The sequence below is a fragment of the Paenibacillus sp. Soil724D2 genome (genome assembly GCF_001427935.1).
Lineage (GTDB): Bacteria > Bacillota > Bacilli > Paenibacillales > NBRC-103111 > Paenibacillus_E.
In genome coordinates this window covers 673,444-697,696 of record NZ_LMRY01000001.1, presented here as the reverse complement: position 1 = coordinate 697,696, position 24,253 = coordinate 673,444, and the positions used below count along the sequence as shown (strand labels likewise).

General features: G+C 44.7%; 20 protein-coding genes. 14 read left to right on the top strand and 6 right to left on the bottom strand.

Annotation, left to right across the window (positions count from 1 at the left end):
* The first annotated feature begins 6 nt into the window (after nucleotides 1–6).
* Nucleotides 7–759, top strand: a complete 753-nt coding sequence (locus ASG85_RS03245; protein ID WP_057303214.1) for a response regulator transcription factor — start codon at nucleotides 7–9, stop codon at nucleotides 757–759.
* Nucleotides 760–881: 122 nt separating this feature from the next.
* Here ASG85_RS03245 and dctP read toward each other — a convergent pair whose 3' ends face one another.
* The 4 genes from dctP to ASG85_RS03225 all read right to left on the bottom strand — a co-directional run bounded on the left by dctP (nucleotide 882) and on the right by ASG85_RS03225 (nucleotide 4,842).
* Complete coding sequence (gene dctP / locus ASG85_RS03240) at nucleotides 882–1,946, bottom strand: TRAP transporter substrate-binding protein (RefSeq protein WP_060645349.1); 1,065 nt, start codon at nucleotides 1,944–1,946, stop codon at nucleotides 882–884.
* A 42-nt stretch (nucleotides 1,947–1,988) separates the two neighbouring features.
* The gene (locus ASG85_RS03235) at nucleotides 1,989–3,281 is read right to left on the bottom strand and encodes a TRAP transporter large permease (protein WP_200961652.1); all 1,293 of its coding nucleotides are present in this window, start codon (nucleotides 3,279–3,281) and stop codon (nucleotides 1,989–1,991) included.
* Entirely contained in the window at nucleotides 3,281–3,784 is a 504-nt protein-coding gene (locus ASG85_RS03230; protein ID WP_060645347.1) for a TRAP transporter small permease, read from the bottom strand. The genes ASG85_RS03235 and ASG85_RS03230 overlap by 1 nt, the downstream gene beginning before the upstream one ends.
* A gap of 452 nt (nucleotides 3,785–4,236) precedes the next feature.
* Entirely contained in the window at nucleotides 4,237–4,842 is a 606-nt protein-coding gene (locus tag ASG85_RS03225; RefSeq protein ID WP_060645346.1) for a LysE/ArgO family amino acid transporter, read from the bottom strand.
* A 130-nt stretch (nucleotides 4,843–4,972) separates the two neighbouring features.
* Here ASG85_RS03225 and ASG85_RS03220 point away from each other — a divergent pair, with 130 nt between their 5' ends.
* Both ASG85_RS03220 and fosM read left to right on the top strand, forming a co-directional pair.
* Nucleotides 4,973–6,430, top strand: a complete 1,458-nt coding sequence (locus ASG85_RS03220) for a PLP-dependent aminotransferase family protein (RefSeq protein ID WP_057303246.1) — start codon at nucleotides 4,973–4,975, stop codon at nucleotides 6,428–6,430.
* A 16-nt stretch (nucleotides 6,431–6,446) separates the two neighbouring features.
* Complete coding sequence (fosM, locus tag ASG85_RS03215; protein WP_057303210.1) at nucleotides 6,447–6,872, top strand: FosM family fosfomycin resistance protein; 426 nt, start codon at nucleotides 6,447–6,449, stop codon at nucleotides 6,870–6,872.
* A gap of 370 nt (nucleotides 6,873–7,242) precedes the next feature.
* On the opposite strand, the gene ASG85_RS03210 is transcribed toward fosM, so the two are convergent.
* A complete protein-coding gene (locus tag ASG85_RS03210) occupies nucleotides 7,243–7,587 on the bottom strand; it encodes a DUF1904 family protein (RefSeq protein WP_057303209.1) in 345 nt (114 codons plus the stop codon).
* A gap of 194 nt (nucleotides 7,588–7,781) precedes the next feature.
* On the opposite strand from ASG85_RS03210, the gene ASG85_RS03205 reads away from it, so the two are divergent.
* Nucleotides 7,782–8,687, top strand: coding sequence for an aminoglycoside phosphotransferase family protein (locus ASG85_RS03205; RefSeq protein WP_057303208.1), 906 nt, complete (start codon nucleotides 7,782–7,784; stop codon nucleotides 8,685–8,687).
* 100 nt (nucleotides 8,688–8,787) lie between these two features.
* Here ASG85_RS03205 and uraA read toward each other — a convergent pair whose 3' ends face one another.
* Nucleotides 8,788–10,059, bottom strand: a complete 1,272-nt coding sequence (gene uraA, locus ASG85_RS03200) for a uracil permease (RefSeq protein WP_057303207.1) — start codon at nucleotides 10,057–10,059, stop codon at nucleotides 8,788–8,790.
* Between the two features lie 188 nt (nucleotides 10,060–10,247).
* Here uraA and ASG85_RS03195 point away from each other — a divergent pair, with 188 nt between their 5' ends.
* The 10 genes from ASG85_RS03195 (at nucleotide 10,248) to ASG85_RS03145 (ending at nucleotide 24,237) form a co-directional block, all read left to right on the top strand.
* A complete protein-coding gene (locus tag ASG85_RS03195; protein ID WP_060645345.1) occupies nucleotides 10,248–11,603 on the top strand; it encodes a TrkH family potassium uptake protein in 1,356 nt (451 codons plus the stop codon).
* 245 nt (nucleotides 11,604–11,848) lie between these two features.
* A complete protein-coding gene (locus ASG85_RS03185) occupies nucleotides 11,849–13,468 on the top strand; it encodes an extracellular solute-binding protein (protein WP_060645344.1) in 1,620 nt (539 codons plus the stop codon).
* 172 nt (nucleotides 13,469–13,640) lie between these two features.
* Nucleotides 13,641–14,525, top strand: a complete 885-nt coding sequence (locus ASG85_RS03180) for an ABC transporter permease (RefSeq protein ID WP_082562160.1) — start codon at nucleotides 13,641–13,643, stop codon at nucleotides 14,523–14,525.
* Complete coding sequence (locus ASG85_RS03175) at nucleotides 14,519–15,382, top strand: carbohydrate ABC transporter permease (protein WP_060645343.1); 864 nt, start codon at nucleotides 14,519–14,521, stop codon at nucleotides 15,380–15,382. Before ASG85_RS03180 ends, ASG85_RS03175 begins: the two co-directional genes overlap by 7 nt.
* Before the next feature lie 58 nt (nucleotides 15,383–15,440).
* The gene (locus tag ASG85_RS03170) at nucleotides 15,441–17,690 is read left to right on the top strand and encodes a helix-turn-helix domain-containing protein (protein ID WP_060645342.1); all 2,250 of its coding nucleotides are present in this window, start codon (nucleotides 15,441–15,443) and stop codon (nucleotides 17,688–17,690) included.
* A gap of 34 nt (nucleotides 17,691–17,724) precedes the next feature.
* Nucleotides 17,725–18,726, top strand: a complete 1,002-nt coding sequence (locus ASG85_RS03165; protein WP_060645341.1) for a zinc-dependent alcohol dehydrogenase — start codon at nucleotides 17,725–17,727, stop codon at nucleotides 18,724–18,726.
* Between the two features lie 115 nt (nucleotides 18,727–18,841).
* Nucleotides 18,842–22,090, top strand: coding sequence for a PQQ-binding-like beta-propeller repeat protein (locus ASG85_RS03160; RefSeq protein ID WP_060645340.1), 3,249 nt, complete (start codon nucleotides 18,842–18,844; stop codon nucleotides 22,088–22,090).
* Between the two features lie 16 nt (nucleotides 22,091–22,106).
* Nucleotides 22,107–22,868 (top strand): endonuclease/exonuclease/phosphatase family protein, encoded by a 762-nt coding sequence (locus ASG85_RS03155; RefSeq protein WP_060645339.1) that lies wholly within the window; start codon nucleotides 22,107–22,109, stop codon nucleotides 22,866–22,868.
* A 191-nt stretch (nucleotides 22,869–23,059) separates the two neighbouring features.
* Nucleotides 23,060–23,965: a DUF3221 domain-containing protein gene (locus tag ASG85_RS03150; protein WP_060645338.1), complete on the top strand. Its 906-nt coding sequence runs from the start codon at nucleotides 23,060–23,062 to the stop codon at nucleotides 23,963–23,965.
* 26 nt (nucleotides 23,966–23,991) lie between these two features.
* A complete protein-coding gene (locus tag ASG85_RS03145; RefSeq protein WP_060645337.1) occupies nucleotides 23,992–24,237 on the top strand; it encodes a DNA-directed RNA polymerase subunit alpha C-terminal domain-containing protein in 246 nt (81 codons plus the stop codon).
* Nucleotides 24,238–24,253: the final 16 nt, after the last annotated feature.

Sequence of the window (24,253 nt, the reverse complement as noted above, 5' to 3'; positions counted from 1 at the left end):
GAGGTCATGTACAAAGTCATTCTTGTGGACGATGAAAGGTGGGTTCGTGTCGTCCTTCGTAAAGCTGTGGAACAAACCAAGCTTCCTTTCGAAATCGTGCAGGAATGCGCGAATGGTCTGGAGGCTATGGATGCACTGCTGAAGCATAGCGCTGATTTGGTTATCTCGGATGTAAAGATGCCGATCATGGACGGCATTGCTTTGGCGGAGCAGATGACACAGGTATCAGCCAATTTAATCCTAGTGAGCGGGTATGACGATTTTCAGTTAGCGCAGCAAGCGATACGCTACGGAGTTAAGGACTATCTGCTGAAGCCTGTGGAAATGGAGGCAATGGCAGATTGCTTGGGCCGATGGATGCAAGACAGGACAACGAAGACAGCGAGGCGGTTGGCGGATTCCCCTCTAGTCGGAACGGACGAATTGTCTGTCATTGAACAAGTACAGCATTTTATCGGCTCGAACTTATCCAGAGATATAAGCTTAACCGATGCCGCAGCCTTGGTCCATTTGAACCCCAGCTACTTAAGCCAACTCTTTAAGCAGCAAACGGGAGGCAAGTTCGTCGACTATGTCATTGAAATGCGCATGGAGGAAGCGAAGAAGCTGCTGATAAAAACGTCTTTACGTGTTTCCGAGATCGCGGAACGACTTGGTTATGCGGATATTTCTTACTTCAGCAGTACGTTCAAAAAGCTGATCGGCTGCTCCCCGTTGGAATACAGGAAATGTGGCGGAAGGCTGGATGAAGCCAAATAGAAGCGAAATGAAAAAGGACACCTGAGGGAGAGATTGCCCCCTTAGAATGTCCTTTTTTTACTTTCTTGGTCTTGCTATTTTCTAGCTTACTTTCTAGCTTACTTTCTAGCTTACTTTCTAGCTTACTTTCTAGCTTTCTCGATAGCTTCTAACGTTTCTTTGTAGTCATTGCGATACTTCTCGATAACAGGCTTAACGGCATCTTGCCATGGTCCCAGGTCAGATACGTCCGTAATCGTAACTCCCGCCGCTTTCACTTTGGCTTCGGAATCCTTCTCGAATTTATCCCATTCTGCTTTTTGCGTTTTGACGGATTCAATAGCAGCCTTTTTAATAAGTGCTTTATCGTCAGCAGACAGCTTATCCCAAGCTACTTTAGAAATCAAAAGCACTTCAGGCACCCGTTGGTGCTGGTCAAGAATGAGATTTTTGGCTTGTTGAAAATGGTTGGAAGAGAAGTAGCTCGGATAGTTATTCTCAGCGGCATCGATGATACCTGTTTGCAAAGCATTGAAGACGTCTCCATAAGGCATTGGTGTTGCATTCGCGCCTAGTGCGTTCATGAGGTCAATATTGACCTTGTTTTGAATAACACGTATTTTGAGTCCTTTCAGATCGGCGATGCTTTTAATCGGCTTCTTGGAATAGAAATGACGAGCTCCTGAGCTGTAGTATGCCAGTCCTTTCATTCTTGAAGACTCTAAGCTATCGAGCAGCTTCGTTCCTTGCTCGCTTTCTAGGAATTTCCATTGATGATTATCGTTATCGAAAATGTAGGGCAAGCTGAACACTTCATACTGCTTGTTGAACCCGCCAAGCGCTCCCGTACTGACACGTGTGAATTCAATCGCACCGAGTTGAACTTGTTCGATCACGGCTTTCTCTTCTCCGAGTTGGGAGGCAGGGAATACATCGATTTTGATGCGCCCATCCGATGCTTGATTGACGAGTTCGGCGAATTTCTTATCGCCTAGCGTCGTTGGGTAGTCAGCGGGGTGTGTCTCAGCTAGACGGAAATTGAGTTTAGGACCGTCGGCTTTCTTCGTCGCTGCTGCAGGGCTGGCGGCCCCAGGAGTTGTTGTTGAACCGCTATTGGTCGGTGTACTGCCGCCGCCGCAAGCTGCAAGCAAGAGACTAGTACCAATCACTGTACTTAGAGCCGTGATGTATTTTCTTTTCATTTTCATATCGAATATTCCCCTTTTTATCGTATTAGTTGAGTTGTTTCCTTATTTCATTAAGTTAGGAAGCCACATGACAAGACCAGGTATATAGGTAAGGATCATGAGCACGACGCACATGACATAAAAGAACGGCATCATGGCTTTAGTGCCTTCAGAAATCGAAATATTTCCAATAGCAGAGCCTACGAAGAGGACGGTTCCGACAGGGGGTGTTAGCAGTCCAATGCCTAAGTTTAACATCATAATGATGCCGAAGTGAACAGGATCCATGCCAAGCGTCGTCACGACCGGAAGTAAAATAGGCGTCATGATTAAGATGAGTGGAGCCATATCCATCGGTGCGCCTAGTAAGAGCAGTAAGACGTTAATGATCAGCAAAATGACAATGGGGCTGTCAGTGATGCCCAGCATCCAATCTGTTAACATGCCGGGAACTTTGAGAAAGGCCAGTACCCAGCTGAACGAGGCGGAGGCAGCGATCAGGAAGAGCACCATCGCTACAGTTCGAAAAGTACGTTGGAGAATAATCCACATCCGGCTTATGGGAATATCTCGATACACTAGAAAGGTGAGAATAAAGGCATATAGACAAGCTAGTGCGCCGCTTTCTGTAGCCGTAAACCATCCCGTGAATATACCGCCTAAAATGATGACAGCTGTCAAAAGGGAAAGCAGGCCATCGCGTACAATCTTTGGAATTTCTCGCACAGGGACAGCTTCACTCTTCGTATAACCGCGCTTGATGGCGATGATATAACTTGTGATCATAAGCGAGACACAAAGGATCAAACCCGGGACTATGCCCGCTAGAAAAAGCGAAGCGATGGAGATTCCGCCGCCGGCCGCAAGGGAATAAAGCACGAGGTTGTGGCTTGGCGGCACAACAACGCCTTGAATGGCGGCAGAGACTGTAACGCCAACTGCGTAATCGGTGTCATAGCCCTTCTTTTTCATCATCGGAATCATGACAGAGCCGATGGAGGAGACGTCGGCAATGGCTGATCCGGAGATGTTCCCGAAGAACATACAGGCGACGCAGTTGACCATGGCTAAGCCACCGCGTATGCCTCCAACGAGAACTTGAGCGAGATTGATAAGGCGCAGTGCCATCTGACCCTCACTCATAATTTGCCCGGCAAGAATAAAGAACGGGATGGTCAGGAGGGAATAAGAGTTCATCCCTTGAATCATCGTTTGACCCACGGTTGCCAGCGGGACTTTCAGGTAAAGTAAGGTGAGCAGGGAAGAACCTGCTAAAGCGAGCGAGATCGGAAAGCGGAGGACGATCAGACCAACGAAGGTGATAGTTAGGATAAGAATAGCAATGGTCGGATCCATTATTCGGGACCTCCTTCTTTTATATGTTGATGCCGCTTCGTCTCGATACCAAACAACTGCAAGAGCGCATAGGCACAGGTCATGACGCCGGTTATCGGCATGATGACATACAGCGTGCTGTTAGGCAGGCCGGTCGCCGGTAATTCTGATTCATTCATAATGACGGTGAAGTCCCATCCAAAATACACAAGATAGGCACCAAAGGCGAGAATAACAAGCTCGATGATTTTATCAAGAGCTTTATTGATGGAGGCTGGAAGCTTGTGGGTGAAGGAATCGATGCCCAAATGAAGCTTCTCACGAAAGCCAATCGCAATGCCCATGAAGGAAAACCAGACAAGAAGCAGCATAGTCACTTCCTCCGACCAGAAGAATACGAAGTTAAACAGCTTACGGGTCATGACCTGTGCGGTGACGATGATGATCATACTAAGCAAGCCGATGAGGGCGGCAGACTCGATAAATGAATCGATACCGAGAGCAATTTTTCGAAGTATTCTCATCGTAATAGGGACCTCCTCTCTCTACTTTGTAAGTGCTTTCATTGACGTGCCTTAAGTATAGCTCTCCTTTCTACCCACAGGTATGCCATAGTTTTTAGTTTTTTTTGTAGTTTTTTTAGATATTTGGTTGGAATGAAACAAATAATGAGCAGGTGTCGGAGGACAACCTGCTCATTTAATTGAACCTTTTATTATGCCTCCTCACAACTGGTTGCATGACTCCAAAAATTGATTTTAGAGTCGTTCATCTGTTTTGTGAGGGGGTGTGGGTAGAGTTATTACCAATGTTGTAATTTCTACAACAATTCCAACGCATAAAGGCTAATTTGCGACTTGAAGCTGCAGTTCGCTCCTCTAAGTAGAACTAGAGTGGATGAATGAAGGTCGACGGTCGGACAAAGCCGTTTATTTTAAGTGATGCTCCAAGAGTCCAACGTTTCCTCCATTCCTTTTTATAAGAACTGAAAGCCCATATAGACAGCAACAGCCCATATCATACAAGCAGAAACCTTGTTTAATTTGGTAATGAATTGGCCTCTAGGATCACGCTTACCCACTAGGCATCCTGCGAACGCTAAGCCGAAGAACCAGAGCCAGGAAACTAGAATAACGCAGACAGTGAAAACCCATTTTTCTCCGCCAACATATTGTAAGGAATTTGTACCTATAACTCCTATCGTATCCAGTATCGCGTGGGGATTCATTAAGGAGACGGATGCTGCAAACAGGATTTGTTTTTTTGGTTCATGTTCCCGTTGTGAGGTCACCGAACCTGGTTTACTTTTCCAGAGTACCCACCCCATATATAACAGGAAAAAGAATCCAAATCCATAGAGCGCTGCTTGAAGCCAAGCGAAGGTTAATACGACGAAAGAAACGCCTAAGACTGCCAATAAAATTAGGATCGTGTCACAAATCGACGCCGTGAGGATGACAGGCAGTGCTTTAAGGTAAGAGGGCCCGCGGGCACCTTGGTTGAATACGAAAACATTTTGTACCCCTACAGGCAGAATGAGTCCAAAACCCAAAATAAGCCCATGTAAAACAGTTTCCAGCAAAAAGATCTCTCCCATCTATAAGACTATTCTTCCCTAGTATAGTGCATATCTAAAGGATGTCTCCCTCCAAATGGATGGCGTATCACCCAACCAAATGTTATATTTGAACTTGTTAGGAGAGGATCATAGCATGGACTGGAAACCGGATGTATCATCGGAAACGCCTTTATTTAGTCAGATTAAAGATTTTATAAAAAATAAAATATCACTAGGCGAATGGGCAGTTGGGACCAAAATTCCCTCGCAGCGTGCGCTGGCTGAACGCTTTAACGTCAATCGAAGTACGGTTGTGACCGCCCTGAGCGATTTGATTGCCGAGGGGTTATTGGAGGGAAACACCAAAGGGGGGACTAGAGTTATCAATAACTCCTGGAACCTTCTAGCTGCTTCGCCTCCCCCAGACTGGAGCTCATATGTGCAAGCCGGTACTTATTATCCAAACCAGCCTGCCATTCAGCACATTAATCGTGCGGAATTTCAAGATGGCATTATCCGTTTGGGGACTGGAGAGCTTTCACCGGAGCTGCTTCCTTCTGAACAAATGAAACAGATTTTTGAAGATTCTTCAGTGAATCCTTTCACTTTGGGGTATGAAGAACCTAAGGGAAATCAGTATTTGCGGGAGCAGATAGCCGCGTATATGCATGGAATTGGCGTTCAAACTTCGCCCTCCAACATTCTTATTGTATCTGGCTCACTCCAAGCTTTACAGCTTATATCCATCGGATTACTGCAGCGAGGTTCTTCCATCCTTTTGGAAAAGCCATCCTATCTGTATTCGGTCCATGTGTTTCAATCTAGTGCAATTAAGCTGGTTGGCCTACCCATGGATGAAGAAGGTATTCTGACGAATTTGATTAGCCGTTACAAAGAAGGCTATAACGCTTCGCTGCTGTATACCATTCCTACTTTTCATAATCCTACGAGCACGTTGATGTCAGAGCCAAGACGTCAAGAGCTGATGAGAATCTGCGCGGATGAAGGACTTCCAATCATTGAGGACGATGCCTATAGGGAGCTTTGGTTCGAAACTCCGCCTCCACTGCCGCTAAAGTCTAGGGATCCCAACGCGCTAGTTCTCTATTTGGGGAGTTTGTCAAAGACCTTAAGTCCAGGACTAAGAATTGGTTGGGTGGTTGCCCCAGAACCGGTTATTGATCGATTGGCTGATATCAAAATGCAGAACGATTACGGCTCGAGCTCGGTATCTCAATGGGCAGCAGCCGAATGGCTTGGTAGAGGGTTATATCAAGAACATCTTGTCTTTGTCAGAGACCAACTTAAGAGAAGACGCGATCTAACTGTTCGGTTGTTGAAAACCAATTTTACGGAGATTGCTTCATGGTCAGTGCCGTCAGGCGGTTTCTACATTTGGGTTCGCCTCACCGTGAGTGTGCCCATGCAAATGCTGTTCGAGCGGGCTTTGAAAGCAGGGATATTGCTGAACCCGGGTTCGATTTATGATAGGAATGCGGGAAGTTACTTGCGTATTTCGTACGCCTATGCCAAGCTTCATGAGCTTGAATGGGGGATTGTGCATTTGGCTGAGATGATTAAAGAGTTAGCTGGGGTTAGTAAAAATAAATAAATCACGAGGTGATCGGATGTCGATAAAAGGTTTGAATCATTTATTATTTTCGGTTTCTAATTTAGAGAATTCGATTTCGTTTTATCAACAAGTTTTTGATGCAAAGCTGTTAGTTAAAGGAAGAAGTACGGCCTATTTTGATCTGAATGGCATGTGGCTTGCCCTGAATGTAGAACGAGATATTCCACGTAATGAAATAAACCATTCCTACACACACATCGCTTTTTCAATTGAAGAAGCCGACTTTGAGGAACTTTATGAGAAATTAAAGAAACTGCACGTTAACATCCTACCAGGTCGCCTAAGAGACGAGAAAGACAAGAGGTCTATTTACTTCACAGACCCAGACGGTCATAAATTCGAATTTCATACAGGTACTTTACAGGACAGATTAGATTATTACAAACAGGAAAAAACACATATGGTGTTTAACGATGAATAATCGGCTTCACGAGATGTTCCGCGGCTACGAAATAGATTGGAGCTATCCATATAATCTGATTATTTGGAAAGTGAATGTCGGGAGTTATATGAAAAGTTATTCGCGCCAATTCTCCCTCGTAACGATGTAAAACATAAAACATCAATGCAGCAATCGTAGTGCTACCTCAACTTGAATCTAACGATGAAAAACATCATTGCAGCAAAAATAGCTGTTCAAAAAATCGACGAAGATGACTGTGAGTTAGGATTTACGATCATCTACTTTTGATGATAATATTTTTGCTGACTTAGGCCGTGGTGGATGTGCTAAATAGAGAAAAGGCACGCTAAAAGCGTGCCTTTTCATGTTTTTTTTCCACTCCATAAAGTCATGTAATTAAAAAAGGCTCTGAATGATTGGATACTAATGGTTGTCCTTCTTTATAGTACAAATGAGGAGAAAGTAGGATAAAAAAGATATGAACATCGCGAAAGCCATGCTCACATAAAATCGTATAGAGTTCTTTAACAATGCTATCATGCAATTCCTGATCTCTAGGGAACATATATATTTCTAAGGATAGGGGAGAATTATTTAATTGTTCCACAAGAAGAAGTTCAATTTTTATTTTCTCTTGCACAACGCCAGTTAACTTCGAAAATTGTAGGATGATGGTACTTGAAATCGAAGAAATGAAATCCTTTTGAAAACCTTTAAATCTGAGAAAAGGCATATGGGTTCCTTCTTTGCAAAATGGTTAGCGAATTTATTTATTTTAATAAAAAATTCACATAAAAACAAATCCTATATTAGATGAAACCATTCTCATATGTAGATAAGTACCTAATCTGAACAATATATCTTATAATGAGATCGATTGTACTTTCAATTGATCGAGAAGAATTGACTATTGTGGGGGTAAAGACAATGAACAGCTTACCAAAACAATTCGTTCAAACAATAAGAGACGTCCATAAGGATAAAGCTGATGAATGGTTGAGAAATTTTGACAAGCTTATTTGTGATTGTGAAAAGCGTTGGCAAATAAAAATGATGTCCCCGTTTGATTTATCCTTTAATTTTGTGGCTCCTGCCATACGGGAAGACGGAACTGAAGTTGTGATAAAACTCGTCGTTCCAGGTGATGAATTTGTATCTGAAGTCGAAACCCTTAAACTGTATAATGGGAATGGCATTGTTAAAATCATTGATGTAGATATCGCAAAAGGGATTCTTATTCTTGAACGATTGATACCTGGGCAAACACTTGCCTCATTAGAAAATGAGGAGGAAGCTGCACATATAGCCTCGCAAGTAATGAAGAAATTGTGGATTCCTGCTCCTTCCAATTCATCTAGCATTCCAACAACAATGAATATGGAAGAGAAATTAATCAATATTTATAAGAGAAATACAGAAGGTCTCGGTCCAATAACTAAGGAAATACTGCAAGAAGCTGTGGACACTTATAGATCAATGAATGCTATGCCGGATAAACCATTTTTGCTTCATGGCGATTTACATCATTACAATATTTTAATGGCTGCTAGAGAACCTTGGTTAGCGATTGATCCTAAAGGGTTGATTGGAGACAGAGAATACGATGTCATTCAATATTTGTTAAATAAATTGCCTATTGGAGATTCAACACATGTCATTGAGAAGCGAATTGATATATTTGTAAAAGAGTTGAACTTAGACAAGAAGAGATTGATATCGTGGGGATTTGCACATTCTGTTCTAGCAACCTGTTGGAGCGTTCAAGAGGATGGTAGGTATAGCAAGCCCTTTTTTGATGCCATCCATGTTTTTAGGAGCTTGAAGCAGATATAGCGATGACTGGACGGTTTTTAATTTAGTATCATATTTAAATAAATGGCTATCCCTTAGGTCTCTTAAGACTTTAGGGATAGCCATTCTTTATACCATTTGATTATTTGTCGTTAGAAAGCTTGAGAACCTCCAGCAGCTTGAAGAACAAGCTGAGCAGAATGGCAACTATGGTGGCTAGAGCCATACCTTTCAGTTCAAAATGTCTCAATTTCAGCGTTGCTCCGCTAAGGCCGATGACAAGAACAACGGTTGTTAGAATCAGATTGACCGGTTTGGAATAATCGACTTTGGTTTCCACAAGCATGCGGATCCCCGAAGAGGCGATGATACCGAACAGCAGCAAGGAAACGCCGCCCATGACAGGAGTTGGAATAGTTTGAATCAACGCCGAGATTTTCCCGACAAAGGAGAGAACAATCGCTAGGATCGCTGCTCCTCCTATAACCCACACAGAATATACGCGGCTAATCGCCATGACACCGATGTTTTCACCGTAAGTTGTATTTGGTGTTGAGCCTACTAAGGATGACAGCATGGTAGAGATGCCATTTCCGAGTAAGGATCTACTTAATCCAGGGTCTTTGGATAAATCTTTTCCTACCATATTCCCGGTTACAATCAAGTGGCCTATATGCTCCGCTATGACAACTAAAGCAGCAGGAGCGATGATTAAAATGCTCGCCAGATCGAATGTTGGGCTGTAGAAAGTAGGTAGCCTGAACCACTGAGCAGCTCCTAATGTTTCTCCAATATGCACCAAACCTAGCAATGCAGCGAGTAGGTAGCCTGCAACGATGGCTACCAGAATCGGAATGACCTTCAAAAGTCCACGAAAGACAATGGAACCTACGACTCCTACCAAAAGTGTAAAAATAGAAACCGATATAACGATAGGATCTGGAACCCAGGCTTCTTTTAAATTAGCCGGCGAAATAATGCCTGCCATAGAGGCGGCTGTAGGTACCAACTCTAAACCGATAACGGCAACGATCGCTCCCATCGCAGCAGGTGGAAATACGACGTCTATCCAGCGTGTCCCCACGACACGAATCAACAACGCTATGATCGTAAAAATCAATCCGACGACCAGAAATCCGCCTAACGCCGAACTATATCCTTTGGAGGCGAGGACGGCGAAAACGGGAGAGAGGAAAGCGAAGCTTGACCCCAAGAATGCGGGGATCTTTCCTTTTGTAATGAAAATATAAAGCAAGGTGCCTATCCCGTTCATCAACAGAATAGTAGCTGGATCAACATGAAACAAAATAGGGACCAGCACGGTGGAGCCAAACATAGCAAATAAATGCTGTAAACTAAGGGGAATGCTTTCGCCTATGGAGGGGCGTTCATCTACTTGAATAATACGAGACACGGTGGGAGCTCCCTTCTTAAACTTAACTTATCGTACGATATCTTACCATAATTGGAATGAAAAAAAGAAATAATTTTCAAAAATTCTATAAGACAATTTAGAGGCATGCCATCTTGTTCATGCTTTCTTTACTTTGTTATTGACAGATTATACAATAGTCGGATAATCATAAGTTCATGGAGTCCTATATGTTACCTCATTCCAAGATAAAATTCCGCTGGAGTCCGCCTCAAGTTATGGCGATCGGATTCTTAGTAATCATCCTAATTGGTGCCATACTTCTGTGGTTGCCTATCTCCTATGTAGGTGTAGGCAGATTATCATTTATCGACGCCTTATTTATGGCGACTTCCGCTACTTGTGTTACCGGGCTGTCCGTGATCAATACAGGAGCACATTTATCGGCATTTGGGGAGATTGTTCTTATTTTGCTAGTCCAAATTGGCGGTCTTGGCTTCATGACGATGTCCACACTCATTGCACTCGTACTCCGCCGCCGTATTTCTTTTCAGGAACGTCTCATCTTACAGGAAGCGATGAACCACCATTCAACAGAAGGTATAGTCCGTCTTATTCGCAAGGTGTTGATCTACGCGCTATATATTGAACTGGCAGGCGCGCTGTTATTCGCACTTCGCTGGTCATTTGAAATGCCAATCGGCCAAGCGTTGTACTTCGGCATTTTTCATAGCATCTCGATATTCAACAACGCGGGATTCGATCTGTTTGGCGGTATACCTCATAGAATGGGAAGTCTCATGCATTATGTAGAGGATCCGTACATTAACATCGTCTCGATGTTACTTATCATTTTAGGCGGAATCGGATTCATCGTTATCTCTGACTTACTTACATTCCCTAAGAATAGAAAACTAACGCTGCACAGCAAGGTTATCTTAACTGCATCCGCCGCTCTGATAGTGGTAGGAACACTGGTCGTCTTTGTGTTTGAGTTCACCAATTCCCTCACGCTTCAGCCTTTGTCCACCATAGGCAAAACGCTCAGTGCGATGCTGCAATCCGTGTCATCACGTTCAGCGGGAGTGAACACGGTCGATATTGCCTCGATGAGGCAAGCTACACAGTTTTTTATCATTATCATGATGTTTATTGGAGCCGCGCCCGGTTCTTCCGGTGGGGGGATTAAGGTAACTACCTTCGTAATCCTCGTTGGAGCGGTTTATGCAATGGTTCGAGGCAGGGAAGAAATTGTACTATTCCACAGAAGAATTTCGAAGGATCGGATTTATAAAGCTATTACATTTACTTTGCTCTCCTTTATCTTAATTGTACTTTCGACAATGATCCTCTCGATCACCGAGAACTTCCATTTCTTAGGCATTTTGTTCGAGGTTACTTCGGCGTATGCTACCGCAGGAATGTCGGTTGGATTAACGTCACAGCTCTCGGGATTCGGTAAGGTGTTTATCATTATTTTAATGTTTGTAGGACGTCTTGGTCCCGTCACATTGGCATATACCTTATCACCATTACCGAAAAAAGAGCCTTATCGTTACCCGGAGGGGAAGATCACAATCGGCTGATAATAAAAGACATTGCGATTCCTCATTCTTCACGAATTTCTACCTCTTTATCATTCTCTACACGCAGGAAAACCTTGATATGACAAGGTTTTTTTTGTTTTTGAAGGAAATCTCGAGAAAAATATAACTCGGTGGAAATCGTTTTATTTACGAAAGTTGGAAGCGCTTTTAATATAAAAAGGGAAGCTGACGCGCTTACAAGTAAATACCAAAAGCGTAAATGCAAATAAAAGGGAGGAACGCAAATGACAAGAAAGCCGATCCGCATCATTACCGTTTTATCAACGATCATTATGATGCTGGCTGCTTGCAGTGGAAAGGCCGACGTAAACAAGGATGCAGGTGCAGTCGGCAATGCGACGAGCACACCTGTAAGCTCGCCCACCGCTGCGGCCAAACCTAATGGAGATACCGGAGGATTAAAGCTTCCCCTGGTGGACAAACCAACGACACTGACTTGGATGCTGCCGAGCAATTCATCCAATATTAAAGAAGATCGGCTGGTTGTTCAGGAAATATTAAAGCGCACAGGCATTAAAGTCGAGTTCCAGACGTATTCGCCTCAAACTTATCAAGATAAGCTTAAGGTTATTGTCGCCTCAGGCAAGCTGCCGGACATTTTCAGCGGTCTCAAGCCGGCGGAATTAAAGAAAATTGGTAAACAAAAAGGTGTAGTTGCCATTAATGATTACACGGACCAGCTTCCGAATTTCAAAAAATTATATGTGGAAGAAAACAATTGGGTCATAAAATCTTACGGCGATGAAAACGGTAAGCTTTATACCTGGCCAATATTCAACCTGAATCGGGATGTCAATCACGGTTTTATGTTTAGAAAAGATGTTTTTGACAAATTAGGGATAAAAGAATGGACGAATACGGAAGAGTTTTATCAAGCGCTCAAAAAACTGAAAGAAGCTTACCCGGACTCTTATCCGTATGCCTCGAAAGGTCTTGCGAATATTTTTAGAGACTGGTCGTTCGGCTGGGGCTTAGGCAACGGAGATACGTATCCTTCCTATTATGACGAGAAAGATAAAACTTGGAAGTATGCAAGCGTTCAGCCCGAGCACAAAGAAATGCTGGATTTCATGAAGAAATTATACAACGAAGGCTTGATGGACCCTGAGTTTTTGACGGATACACAGGATTCGTGGACAACGAAGATGACCACCGGCAAATCTTTTGTTACTTGGGATTGGATTGGACGTTTGGATTTATTCTATAACCAAATTAAGGATAAAAATCCCGACTATAATCTGCGTTATGCCAATCCGATAGGACCGACGGGCAATGTAAGAACACTGCCTAAAGTATCTGATTTTAGCGTGACAGTCTCCAACAATAAAAACAAAGAAGCAGCTCTTAAACTGCTTGACTACTTGACTAGCCCGTCCGGCGGCGAATTGATGACGATTGGGGTCGAGGGCGTGAATTTTGAGTGGGGCAAAGATGGGGTCCCTGTCTATCCGCAACTGAAGGATTTGCCTCTGGTTGACATCAGCGTACTGGAAGACCGTTATGCGATGTGGTTAGAGGGAGCCTACTTGCGACCGGATCGACGCAGTGTGTATTACAAATTTTCTGAGAAAGAACGAGAAGCTCAAGATAAGATTCTGAAAGGGAAAAAGTTTGAGCCCGTCGATCCTATTTTGAACTTCACAGATGAAGAAATATCGACCCTAGCTCAACTGCAAACCACGCTGCAAAAAGCAGCCGAAGAATTTAACGCCAAGTATATCCTTGATAAAAAATACGGCGATAGCCAGTGGGAAGAATGGAAAAAAACGATTACGAAAAAAGGACTGGATGCGTATATCAAAGTCTACAACGACGCTCAAAAACGGTATGATGCAGCCAAATAAGAGATCAAGCAGCTAGAGATGGTGAGCCGGGCGCTCAGAAGTTAGTTTCTGGGTGCCCTTCATCGGTAAAGGAGGGGATGGAACCGTGCAGCAACCAATATTAGATGCTTCAGCAGCACCATCGAAAAAACACCTAAAGACACAATCCCGATTATCGGCCGCATTTAAGCATATGAGAAGGGATCGACAGCTGCTAATACTCTTCATTCCGTGTATAATCTTCTACGTTTTATTCCGTTACGGACCCTTATACGGGTTAATTATAGCCTTTAAGGATTACAGCGTCTTCTCGGGCGTGCTGGGCAGTGAGTGGGTCGGGCTGAAGCATTTTATCCAATTTTTCACCAATCAAGATTTCTGGATATTATTCAGAAACACACTATTGTTAGGATTTTATACGCTGATATTTGGCTTTCCATTTCCGATTATATTGGCCATTTTGTTGAATGAAGTCAGATTGCAGTGGTTCAAGAAATCGGTTCAAACATTAAGCTATCTTCCTGCTTTCTTATCCGTCGTCATTATCAGCAGTATGATCATCGATTTTCTCTCACCTACTAATGGGTTATTCAATCAACTTCTTTCTGCTGTCGGCATTGAAAAAAAGTATTTTCTGATTGATCCCGACTGGTTCCGTCCGATCTACGTAGTGTCTGAAATATGGGGCACAATGGGTTATGAAGCGATTATTTATTTAGCAGCGATAGCCGGAATAAGCCCGACGCTGTATGAGGCGGCGAGAGTCGACGGAGCAAGCAGATTCCGGATGATTTGGTATATTACCATTCCTGGACTGCTGCCAACCTTACTTGTGATGTTTATTTTAAAGACGGGATCGATGATTCGGATCGGTTATGAAAAAGTATTGCTTTTATACAATCCGATGACCTATGACGTTGCCGATGTTTTTTCCACGTATGTATACAGAAAAGGTTTATTGGAATCAAACTACAGCTATGCGGCTGCGGTTGGTATGTTCGAAGCGGTAGTAGCCATGATTATGCTGCTGGGTGCCAATTATTTGAGCAAAAGGATCGGGGGGAACGGGCTATGGTAGGACAAGGGAGACTGTCTGTCTTCGGCATTGTGAATGGGATCCTATTGATCTGTGTAGCCATAGCAACTCTGTATCCTGTTCTATACATGATAGCAGTCTCATTAAGTGAGACCTCATCCGTCATACAAGGAAAAGTCTTTTTATTTCCGAAAGGAATCAATCTGGGTGCCTACATGGAAGTGCTTAAAAACGATAAAATTCCAAGAGCATATTTGAATTCGATTTATTATACGGCGCTTGGGACATTCATTAATTTGCTGTTTACTTCGATTGCCGCCTACCCGCTTTCACAGCGAACATTTTTCGGACGAAAGTTTTTTATGCTGGCAATTGTGATGACGATGTTCTTTAACGCCGGTATTATTCCAACTTATATGGTCGTACAGCAGTTGGGACTTTTAGACACAGTATGGGCGATTGTGCTGCCGAATGCGATATGGACGATGGAATTGATTATTCTGAAAAGTTTCTACGAGAACATGTCCAGCCAAATTAGGGAGGCTGCGGTCATAGACGGCGCTTCTGAATACCGCATCTTGTTCAGTATCATCATCCCGCTATCCAAGCCGGCTCTTGCTTCCATCGGATTATTCTATTTCATGGGACATTGGAACAGCTTCTTCCTCCCGATGATTTATTTGAGCGATAAAGATATGTACCCCTTGCAGGTTGTACTCAGGGATATGCTTATCTTCAATGCTGAAAATGATGCCGCCCTTGTCGATCGGGCCGCACTGGCGCCGCAAGCGATGAAAAACGCCACGATTGTACTTTCCATGATTCCTGTCTTAGTGATCTACCCATTTGCTCAAAAGTATTTCGCGAAAGGGGTGATGCTTGGTTCCGAGAAGGGTTAAATAGACAAATGTGGAATATTAGTTGGAGACAAAGGTGAGAGGTAATGAGGTGACACCAATGAACCGATTAATGGCTAACAGAGGCTTGCTGCAAATCTTTTTCGCATTATTGCTAGTCATTGTGATCATGTTTGTATCCAACTATGTTGTCTATAAAAATTCCATTTCCGGGATCTATGAGAAAGTGACGCAAAATAACCGGTTAGCTATCAAAAATATTATTCAATCGTTTGACAGCAGCTTTACGAACGTTAACAATCTCATGTTTAGCATCCAAGGACTGCCATACGACAATCTTGAATCGGCAGAAGACAAACGCATCGATATGACAAAGGCATACACGATGCAGGAAAACATCTCCAGGCTGGCCTCTTCCGTGGATTATATCGAAGATGTGATCGTATTTTACAACAACATTGAATTAGCCGTTACGGCTAAAGGCACTAGTGATTTGAAGATTCTTTTCGAAAAAAAGTACAAACACGAAAGCTGGAATTATGAGTATTGGCGGGCGTTTGCCAAATCCAAGCATGCGTTAACTTTTTTTCCGGTGGAAGACTTTTCCGTTTCGAATGACGGTTTAACGAACAGAAAACAGCGCTTAATGGTGGCCATGGACGGCAATAAAGTCCGAATGTCCGATAAGAATGTCATGGTTCTGCTGAATGCAGACAAACTGCTGAAGAAAATCGATCTCAGCGCGATGATTCCGGGAGCTTCCTTGATTGTTCTCGACGCTAATCGCAATATGATTTTCAGCACGGACAAGGAATGGAATCTAGATAAGGTGTTAAATGATGTTTATTTTAATCCGTCACAGGAAGGTTCTTTAACTCGCGAGAATTTCGAATATAACTTCTATAGGTCGGAGTACAACGATTACATTTATATCAATAAAGTTCCGTATCAATTCCAAAATATTAATTCGGTTGCAACCGCCAATCACATGATTATGATCAGCGCGATCATCAGTGCCGTTCTGCTTTCCGCCTTTCTAAGCATCTACTTGTACCGTCCGGTCAAGGATATACTCAAATTGCTTGGCGGTGGGCATGTAAAGGGGAACGATTTTCGGAAAATATACAGCGGTATTGTCAGCGTACAGGCGGAAAATGAATCGCTCAAGAAACAAATGGACTTTGTTGATTCTGAGATGCGCAGAGGAATTTTTCTGCAAATGCTGGATGGTTTTTCGCATGCTCAGGAATACGACATACAAATGCAAAAGTATTATTCCGATTTTTTCCGGAAGCGTCAGTTTGTTATGGCTGTCCTGCACGTTAAGCGTCTCGAGGAGTACGATCAACCCCTTCTGAGGATTGATGAAATGACAGATATCTTGAGCAGCGGATTGAGCAGCAAGATAGATCACTCTGTTGTATTTCATGCAGGCAGTATGCAGTTTCTGGCTCTCATAGGAATCGAACAGGCCTCCGAACGGAAGACGGTTATGGATGCTCTTGAGTCTTTTGTAAATCGTGCTATGAAAGAAGAGCTGAAAGGGTACTCAGTTTGGGGGTGCGTCAGCAAATTGTACGATTCTAAAGTTAGTAATTGCAATGAAGCCTACCAAGACATTACGTACGGCATGCTTTACCGGAATGTTAATATGCCTCGGACAATTGTCGACATGGACGCCATTCGCTACGTCTCGGATATTTATTTTCCTTTTGAGAAGATTGAAAAGCTGTCTCATACGTTGTTAAGCGGAAAAGCAGACGATGGCATCCGAATTGTTGCAGAGATTATTCAGGAAAATAAGAATCGGAATATTCATTACCATCAGCTTGCGCATATAGCCAAGTGCATATTTTTCTACCTCTCCAAGCAGGTCGAGGATTCCTCTTCCGGAAATAAGGATTTTTGCAAATTGGAAATGGACTTTTGTTGGAAAGTGGATAACGCTTTTGGTTATGGCGAAATCCAGAACGCGCTTATAGAGGTGGTCCGATTCATCGCCAACAAGCGGAATCATGATCAGAAGAGCAAGCTGAATCCGGAGTTCATTTCCCAATATATCGAGCTGCACTATATGGAGAACTTGTATCTAGATCATATGGCCGAAGTGCTGAATACGAGTCCCAAATATTTCTCGAACTATTTTAAGAAAACGTTCGGCATCAATTATGTGGAATATTTCAATAAGGTCAGATTGTCGCACGCAAAAGAATATTTGAAACATACGGAACTGAGTATCGCGGAGATCGGGGAAAAGACCGGGTATTTGAACTCATCCACGTTCACAACAACATTCAAAAAATATTGCGGCATCTCACCGAGTGACTATCGCAAGAAACCAGTAGATTAAATCTAGGAATTCGGATGGGAAGAGGAGAACCAGAATGAAGGCTGTTGCAGCTGTAAAAGGCAATATTATGATTACAGACATTGACCTTGGCGTCCTACCTGATGGTCATGTGCGTATACGGACCGAGTACTCGGCGATTAGTCCCGGAACCGAAATAACGTATATCAAACGCGCTTCGGAGCAGCAGGGTTTGCTAGGTTACAGCGCCGTCGGCGTCATTGAACAGATCGGGGATAATGTGACCGGTTTGCAATTAGGCCAGAGAGTCGCTTGCTACGGGGCCCCTTATGTACGCCATGCAGAATGGCTGACTGTCCCGGCCAATTTAACCGCTGTTGTGCCAGACCATGTCCGTCCAGAGGACGCAGCATTTGCGGGGCTAGGCGCCATTGCCATCCATGCGCTGCGCACAGCGGATTTAAGATTCGGGGAATCCACGGTTATCGTTGGATTAGGCATTTTGGGGCAGATGATCGCCCAAATTGCTTCTGCGGCGGGTTTTCTAGTAGCCGGAATAGATTTGAATGCCAGTCGCGTTGAGTTGCTCAAACAGCAGGGGAGCGGGCATGCTTTTGTCGATCAAGAACAGTTAGAAGATAGGCTTGGACACCTGACTGGCGGTCATGGCGCTGATAGTGTGATTCTGTGTGCGAGTGGCCCCGGTGAAGTGCTGATTAACCGCTCACTCAAGTGGATCAGGGATAAAGGTAAGATCGTTATTGTCGGAGATTTATCGACTGAGTTTTCTAGAGGGCTTATGTTCGGCAAGGAAGCAGAGGTTCTAATTTCCAGAGCCGGCGGTCCCGGGAGGTACGATGTTCAATATGAGCTGGAAAACCGCGATTATCCGATTGGATACGTGCGCTGGACAGAAGGCCGGAATATCGGCGAATATGTTCGTCTGCTGGCGGAGAAGCGAATCAAGGTAGAGCCGCTTATATCTGATATTTTCTCTTTGGAGCGTGCGGAAGATGCATACCGGAATTATGAGCAGCCAGGCAATGTTATGGGGACACTTTTGAAATATGAAAAATGAGCTCTTGAGGAGTATTAGAACAGTGGAAGGGAAGAAGAGTTCGGGTTCTGAGATAGAGTGAAAACGCTTACATTTCGAAAAGGGAAATTAATGAGAACGCTTAGGAGGTTTTGTAATGCCAAACAGTAAGTATCGTGTGTTCGTGCTCATGATGGTCCTATTAATCACTTTGACAAGTTGGGGGGCTGTTTTCGTTTCGGCTGAGGGCAGTCGGCTTTCACAGAAATCTTACGGGACTCCTGAGGAGCTCCTAATTCCGAATAATTATACGGTTGCAGTATTCAACGGCACTGTAGGCCGAGAAGACGGGCATTATGTGCTTTATGCGACGAGCAAAGGGAAGCCGGGACATCTCAATGTCATTGATCTAGAGGATTATAAGCTGTTGCGAAGCATTCCAATCGGCCCTTCGGAGAGTTCCTGGGCGCATACTGTCGCCCCTGACGGAACCTTATACCTAGCAGCTGATGGTGGCGGGGCAAGGCTTTGGAGCTACTCGCCAGTTACGCATACGCCAACGCAGGTAGCTCAATTCGATGGGCAATCCGTACCGAATAGTATTACAACGGATGAGCAGGGACGTGTTTACGTGGGGACATATCCCGGCGGAAAGGTATACCAGTATGACCCTGCCTCCAAAATGACCAAGGATTACGGCCGAGTCATCGGCGCAATGGATCAAGAATATGTACGTTCTATCGCGTACCAAGGCGGGAATGTCTATGCGGGAACCGCACAGAAGCAAATTGTGAGGGTAAATTTGGCAACGGGTATGAAAACGAATATTGCCGCTTCCCTCAGCGTTAAGAATGATACTGTATATGACTTGGACACCATTGACGACCGATATTTGTTTGCCCGTTATACGGATGGCAGCGGGGTGCCGGGAGAAGCCTACATCTACGATACGCAGACAGAAGCTTGGCTGGATGTCCAATTGGAGAATGTGACGGGATTGCATGCCACGGACTCACTAGACGGAAAACTGTACTTTATGTCAGATAAAAAGCTGAAGACCTTCGATCTTGCGACGCATGAAGTCGCATTGACTGGAATGGAATATGCTTCCGGCTTTCGCGGTGCGGATTGGGTGGAGATTCCGAATAACCCTGAACTGCCCGGCAAAACCTTGGTGACAGTACGTTATGACGGCGGCGTGACGTTGATGAATATCGAAACGAAGCAGGTTTATCTCAAACCGCCTATCATACCAGGACTTCCTGGAGTTGTGAATCGACTCCAAAGCGTCTCAGAAACACAGCTGATCACGACAGGCTCACAGGCACGATCATCGCTTGTCAATTTGACGGATAACACCGCCAAGCCCTTCAGTATCGGTCAAGCGGATAGTGTATACCCTGTTGGAAATAAAGTATATATGGGGGTTTATCCGGAAGGCGCCCTGTATGAATACAACTTGGCAGCTGAACCGAGCGATTCAAATCCGAAACGTTTAGCTGTTTTAGGGGATGATCAAGAACGGCTTGTAAATATCACAGGCGGTCAGGGCAAGCTGTTTATTTCCACGATATCCGGTTATGGGACGTTAGGCGGTTCATTAACGGTACATGATCCGGCAACGGGGGAAACGAAAGTTCACCGCAACGTTGTTCAGAATCAAAGCGTACTCAGCACAGCTTACCTTAACGGCAAAATATATGGATCTACCACGATCCGGAACGGCCTTGGCTCCGAACCGACGGAAGAGGAAGCGAAAATCTTCGTATGGGATGTTGATAAGGAGCAAAAAATTGCTGAATTCCCACTTCGGGTCCCCGGCTTGACGAAACCGATCTTCATCGGCGATCTGGCCGTCGGACCGGACGGCTTGATCTGGGGCGCTTCTTACGAATACATTTTTGCCATAGATCCCAATACGTACAACGTTGTAAAAAGTAAGAAAATCTATCCGAGTCTGAGCTTTAGCCAATGGGCTCATCATCCGCTTCGCTGGTCGGAGGACGGACTGCTCTATGTCCTCTTTAATAACAAACTGACCGTTATCGATCCGCAAACGCTGGAGTTCCGCACGTTGGCGGACACATCAAGATTTGATCTGGGAATGGATGGGGACTTGTACTTTACCGATCAGGCGACCAATACAATTTTATACCGAATGAAGGTAGATGGGGAAATCGTGGAGGAGCCACCGGGAATCCCAGTTCCTGTCCGCAACGGAGGGTTGGAAGATAACGTGAATAATGGCGTCATTCCCGGCTGGACTTCCTTGTTCGCGACAGGAACAGATTACCGGTTTGAGATCAGCGGCGAGCGCAGCTTCTCTGGCTCCAAAAGCCTGAAGATCACAGATAAACTCCGGACAGCTTCCGTTGCCGTACAAAGTGACAAGATTCCGGTCAAACCTGGGGAAGAATACCAAGCGGGCGTCAATCTGTACATTGAGTCAGGTCAACCGGGATTCATGTTCCGCTTCTTTGACAAGAACAACGCGACGATCTCCACACTCGAAATCCATCTGGACGAATCCAGATTAGCCCAATGGCAGAAGGTGACTCTCAAAGGAAAGGCGCCGGCCAACGCAGCTTACGCTAGTCTAATCGCGGTAACGAGCCGTTATAATATTTCATCTGCATATTATGATGATTTTTTCATTAGCGTTAAAGATTCAGTCCCGCCAATCTCAGTCGCAAGCATCAATCCGTCTCCGAACGAAAGCGGATGGATCAACAAGGATGCTGCCGTAACGATTGAAGCAAACCGTGCCTACTCCATCTCCTATTCGGCATTGGGGGCGCAGCAGATTGCTCAAACGACCGTAAAGGGATCATCACTCCAATTCCCGATATCTGTCGAAGGGGTTACGAGCGTGACGTATGCCGCTACGAACTTCTCAGGTATCAAGGAGACTCCACGAACGATGGACATCCGGATCGACAAAACGGCTCCGGTTATTGAATTCTCGGGCGAACGTTCGTATACTGTACAACAAGCGGTTTATATTGGCTGCACAGCTGTAGACGCATTATCCGGACTGGTTACGAATTCGTGTTCATCTTCACTCGTTGGGCAACCTGCCTATACGTTTGAACCTGGAAGCCACGATATTTCGGTTTCAGCCACAGACTTGGCAGGAAACACCAGTACCGCCACATTTACGTTTCAGGTTTCTGTGACCTACGACGGGCTGTGTGGGCTCATTCGTCAGTTTATGGCTGATGATCAGGGGATTGTAAGTGGGCTTTGCAGCAAGCTTCTGAGTGCTCAGGAAGCGGAGAAGCGAGGAAATCTAAAGGCAAAGGAAGGCATGCTTCATGCTTTCTTAAACGAAGTGGAAGCCCAAAGCGGCAAAAAATTGACGACAGAACAAGCGCAAATTCTTACAAAGTTGGCAGGTTATTTGTAACTATTGGAGGAGAACCATGGATATAACGGTGATGACGTTTAACCTGAGGGTTAATGTCAAGCAGGATGGCGACAATGCATGGCCGAACCGCATTAATGAAGCGGCAGAGGCCATAAAAAAAGCAGGGGCAGCGATTGTTTGCACGCAGGAGGGAACGCACGCCATGCTGCAGGATCTGCAAGCGCTGCTATCGGATTACGTCTGGCTCGGTGAAGGCCGTCAGGGAGGGAACGAAGACGAGCATTGCGCCATCTTCTATCATCGTGGTTTGCTGAAGCCAGTCGAGAGCGGGAACTTCGGTCTATCCGAATATCCTGAACGGCTCGGTTACTTGAGCTGGAACGCTGGCTGTCCGCGAATATGCACCTGGGTACGGCTGAGGCAGCAAGACGGTCAGGAGTGGTACGTGTTCAATACTCACTTGGACCATATGAGTGAGGAAGCTAGAACGAACGGCATCCAGCTTATTGTAGAACGAATCCGCACAATGGACGGCCGAGACGGGATTCCTGCAATATTGACGGGTGACTTTAACTGCAGTCCAAGCAGCGATGTGATTGAAATTCTGACACATGCGGGGCTTTGTGACGCATATGGCACGGATAATGATGTAGGCTGCACCTGGCATGACTTTAACGGCGGCGACACGGGAGAGCCGATAGATTACATTTTCGTGACGCCCGAAATTCAAGTGAATTCAATCAACGTCGACCGAAGCCTGTACAACGGTCGCTATCCGTCAGACCATTATCCAGTCGTGGCGAGTGTGAGATTATAGCAAGGAACAGCTATTGCAGCTATATTTGCCAAAAAACTTAACCCGCAGCCTGTTGCTGTGGGTTTTTTTGTGCCATTTAGAAGGGCAGATTAACGAAACTATGATTAGCTTTAACGCGTCTAATATTTACAAAATCATGAAAGGATACCTGTTAATAGTATCTATCCTACTTTTGAATAAGGGGGCGTGTCGTGAGGAAAGAGATGAGGTTGTTCGGTGTAGTTGTTTGTATATTATTTGTGACCATATTATTTTCAAGTTGCGGGAAATCGAATCTCCTGAACAGAGATGAGGGAGCTAATCCATCCAAAACTCCTGGAAAGGTGACATCTATATCTAAACAGGAGTTGGAAAAGTATGTGAATCAGCTCCCCTTATTGAAAAACGTATTTGATAGCCACCGTGTGAAGTTCCAGTCATCATACAGCAACGAAAACGAAGGTTTCCTAGAAATCCGCCGAATTGGCGATCATTCGAAGTTGCTGTCTGAGGAAGAGGAAGCCGAGCTCAGACAATCGATCTATAAGGCGGTTGGTGGCGAGTTTCCACTGAACATTTCGGTATACACAATTGGCGATCAACCAGGTTTGACTGGCAAAATCACTGCAATCGATGAAAAGGGTCGGTTTCTGGTTGTGTCATCCAATAAATTCTTAGACAAAGAAATGAAAATGCCTGACGCTGCGTGGTACACGATGTCGGACGATGCGAACATCGAGTTTGAAGGGAAGCCAGTCCATGCGAGGGACGTAAGAATCGGCTCTATAGTCAAGGTTTGGAGCGAAGGGATGATGTTGACGAGTTACCCAGGGCAAACAACGGGACTACGACTTGAAATAATGACAAGAGACAATGGAATAGGCGATGCAAGAGGTAATGTCACGGGATTAGAGAAAACGGGTGAAGGCGTTAACACAGAACGAACAATCGAAGTTGATGGTGTGAAGCATCGACTGCTCCCAATTACACAAGTTTGGGTGAACGATGAAAATGCGGACTTCTCCGACATCAAAATGGGAGAAAGTGTAAAGATTTGGTTTGCAGGGTACGAGATTGGGCCGGAGAAAATCGTGACACAGGTTGTCATTGAACGTTAATGGGAGAAAAAAAAGGAGAACTTACTATGCCAAAGAACAAAAACATTGAACCTAATCATGCGGAAACTATCGACGACCAGAAATCTGATCTTCCGAGGTTAAGCAATCCAGCACGTCGAGCACTCGCTAGTGCAGGCTACTTGCAACTAGAGCAGTTCACCAAGCTCACCGAGGCCGAGATCTTGAAGCTGCATGGTATGGGACCAAAGGCTCTGGATCAGATTCGTCAAGCCCTTGCCGCCAAGGGCCAATCGTTCGCAGATGGCTCTTGAAATTATTTCGGTTGGC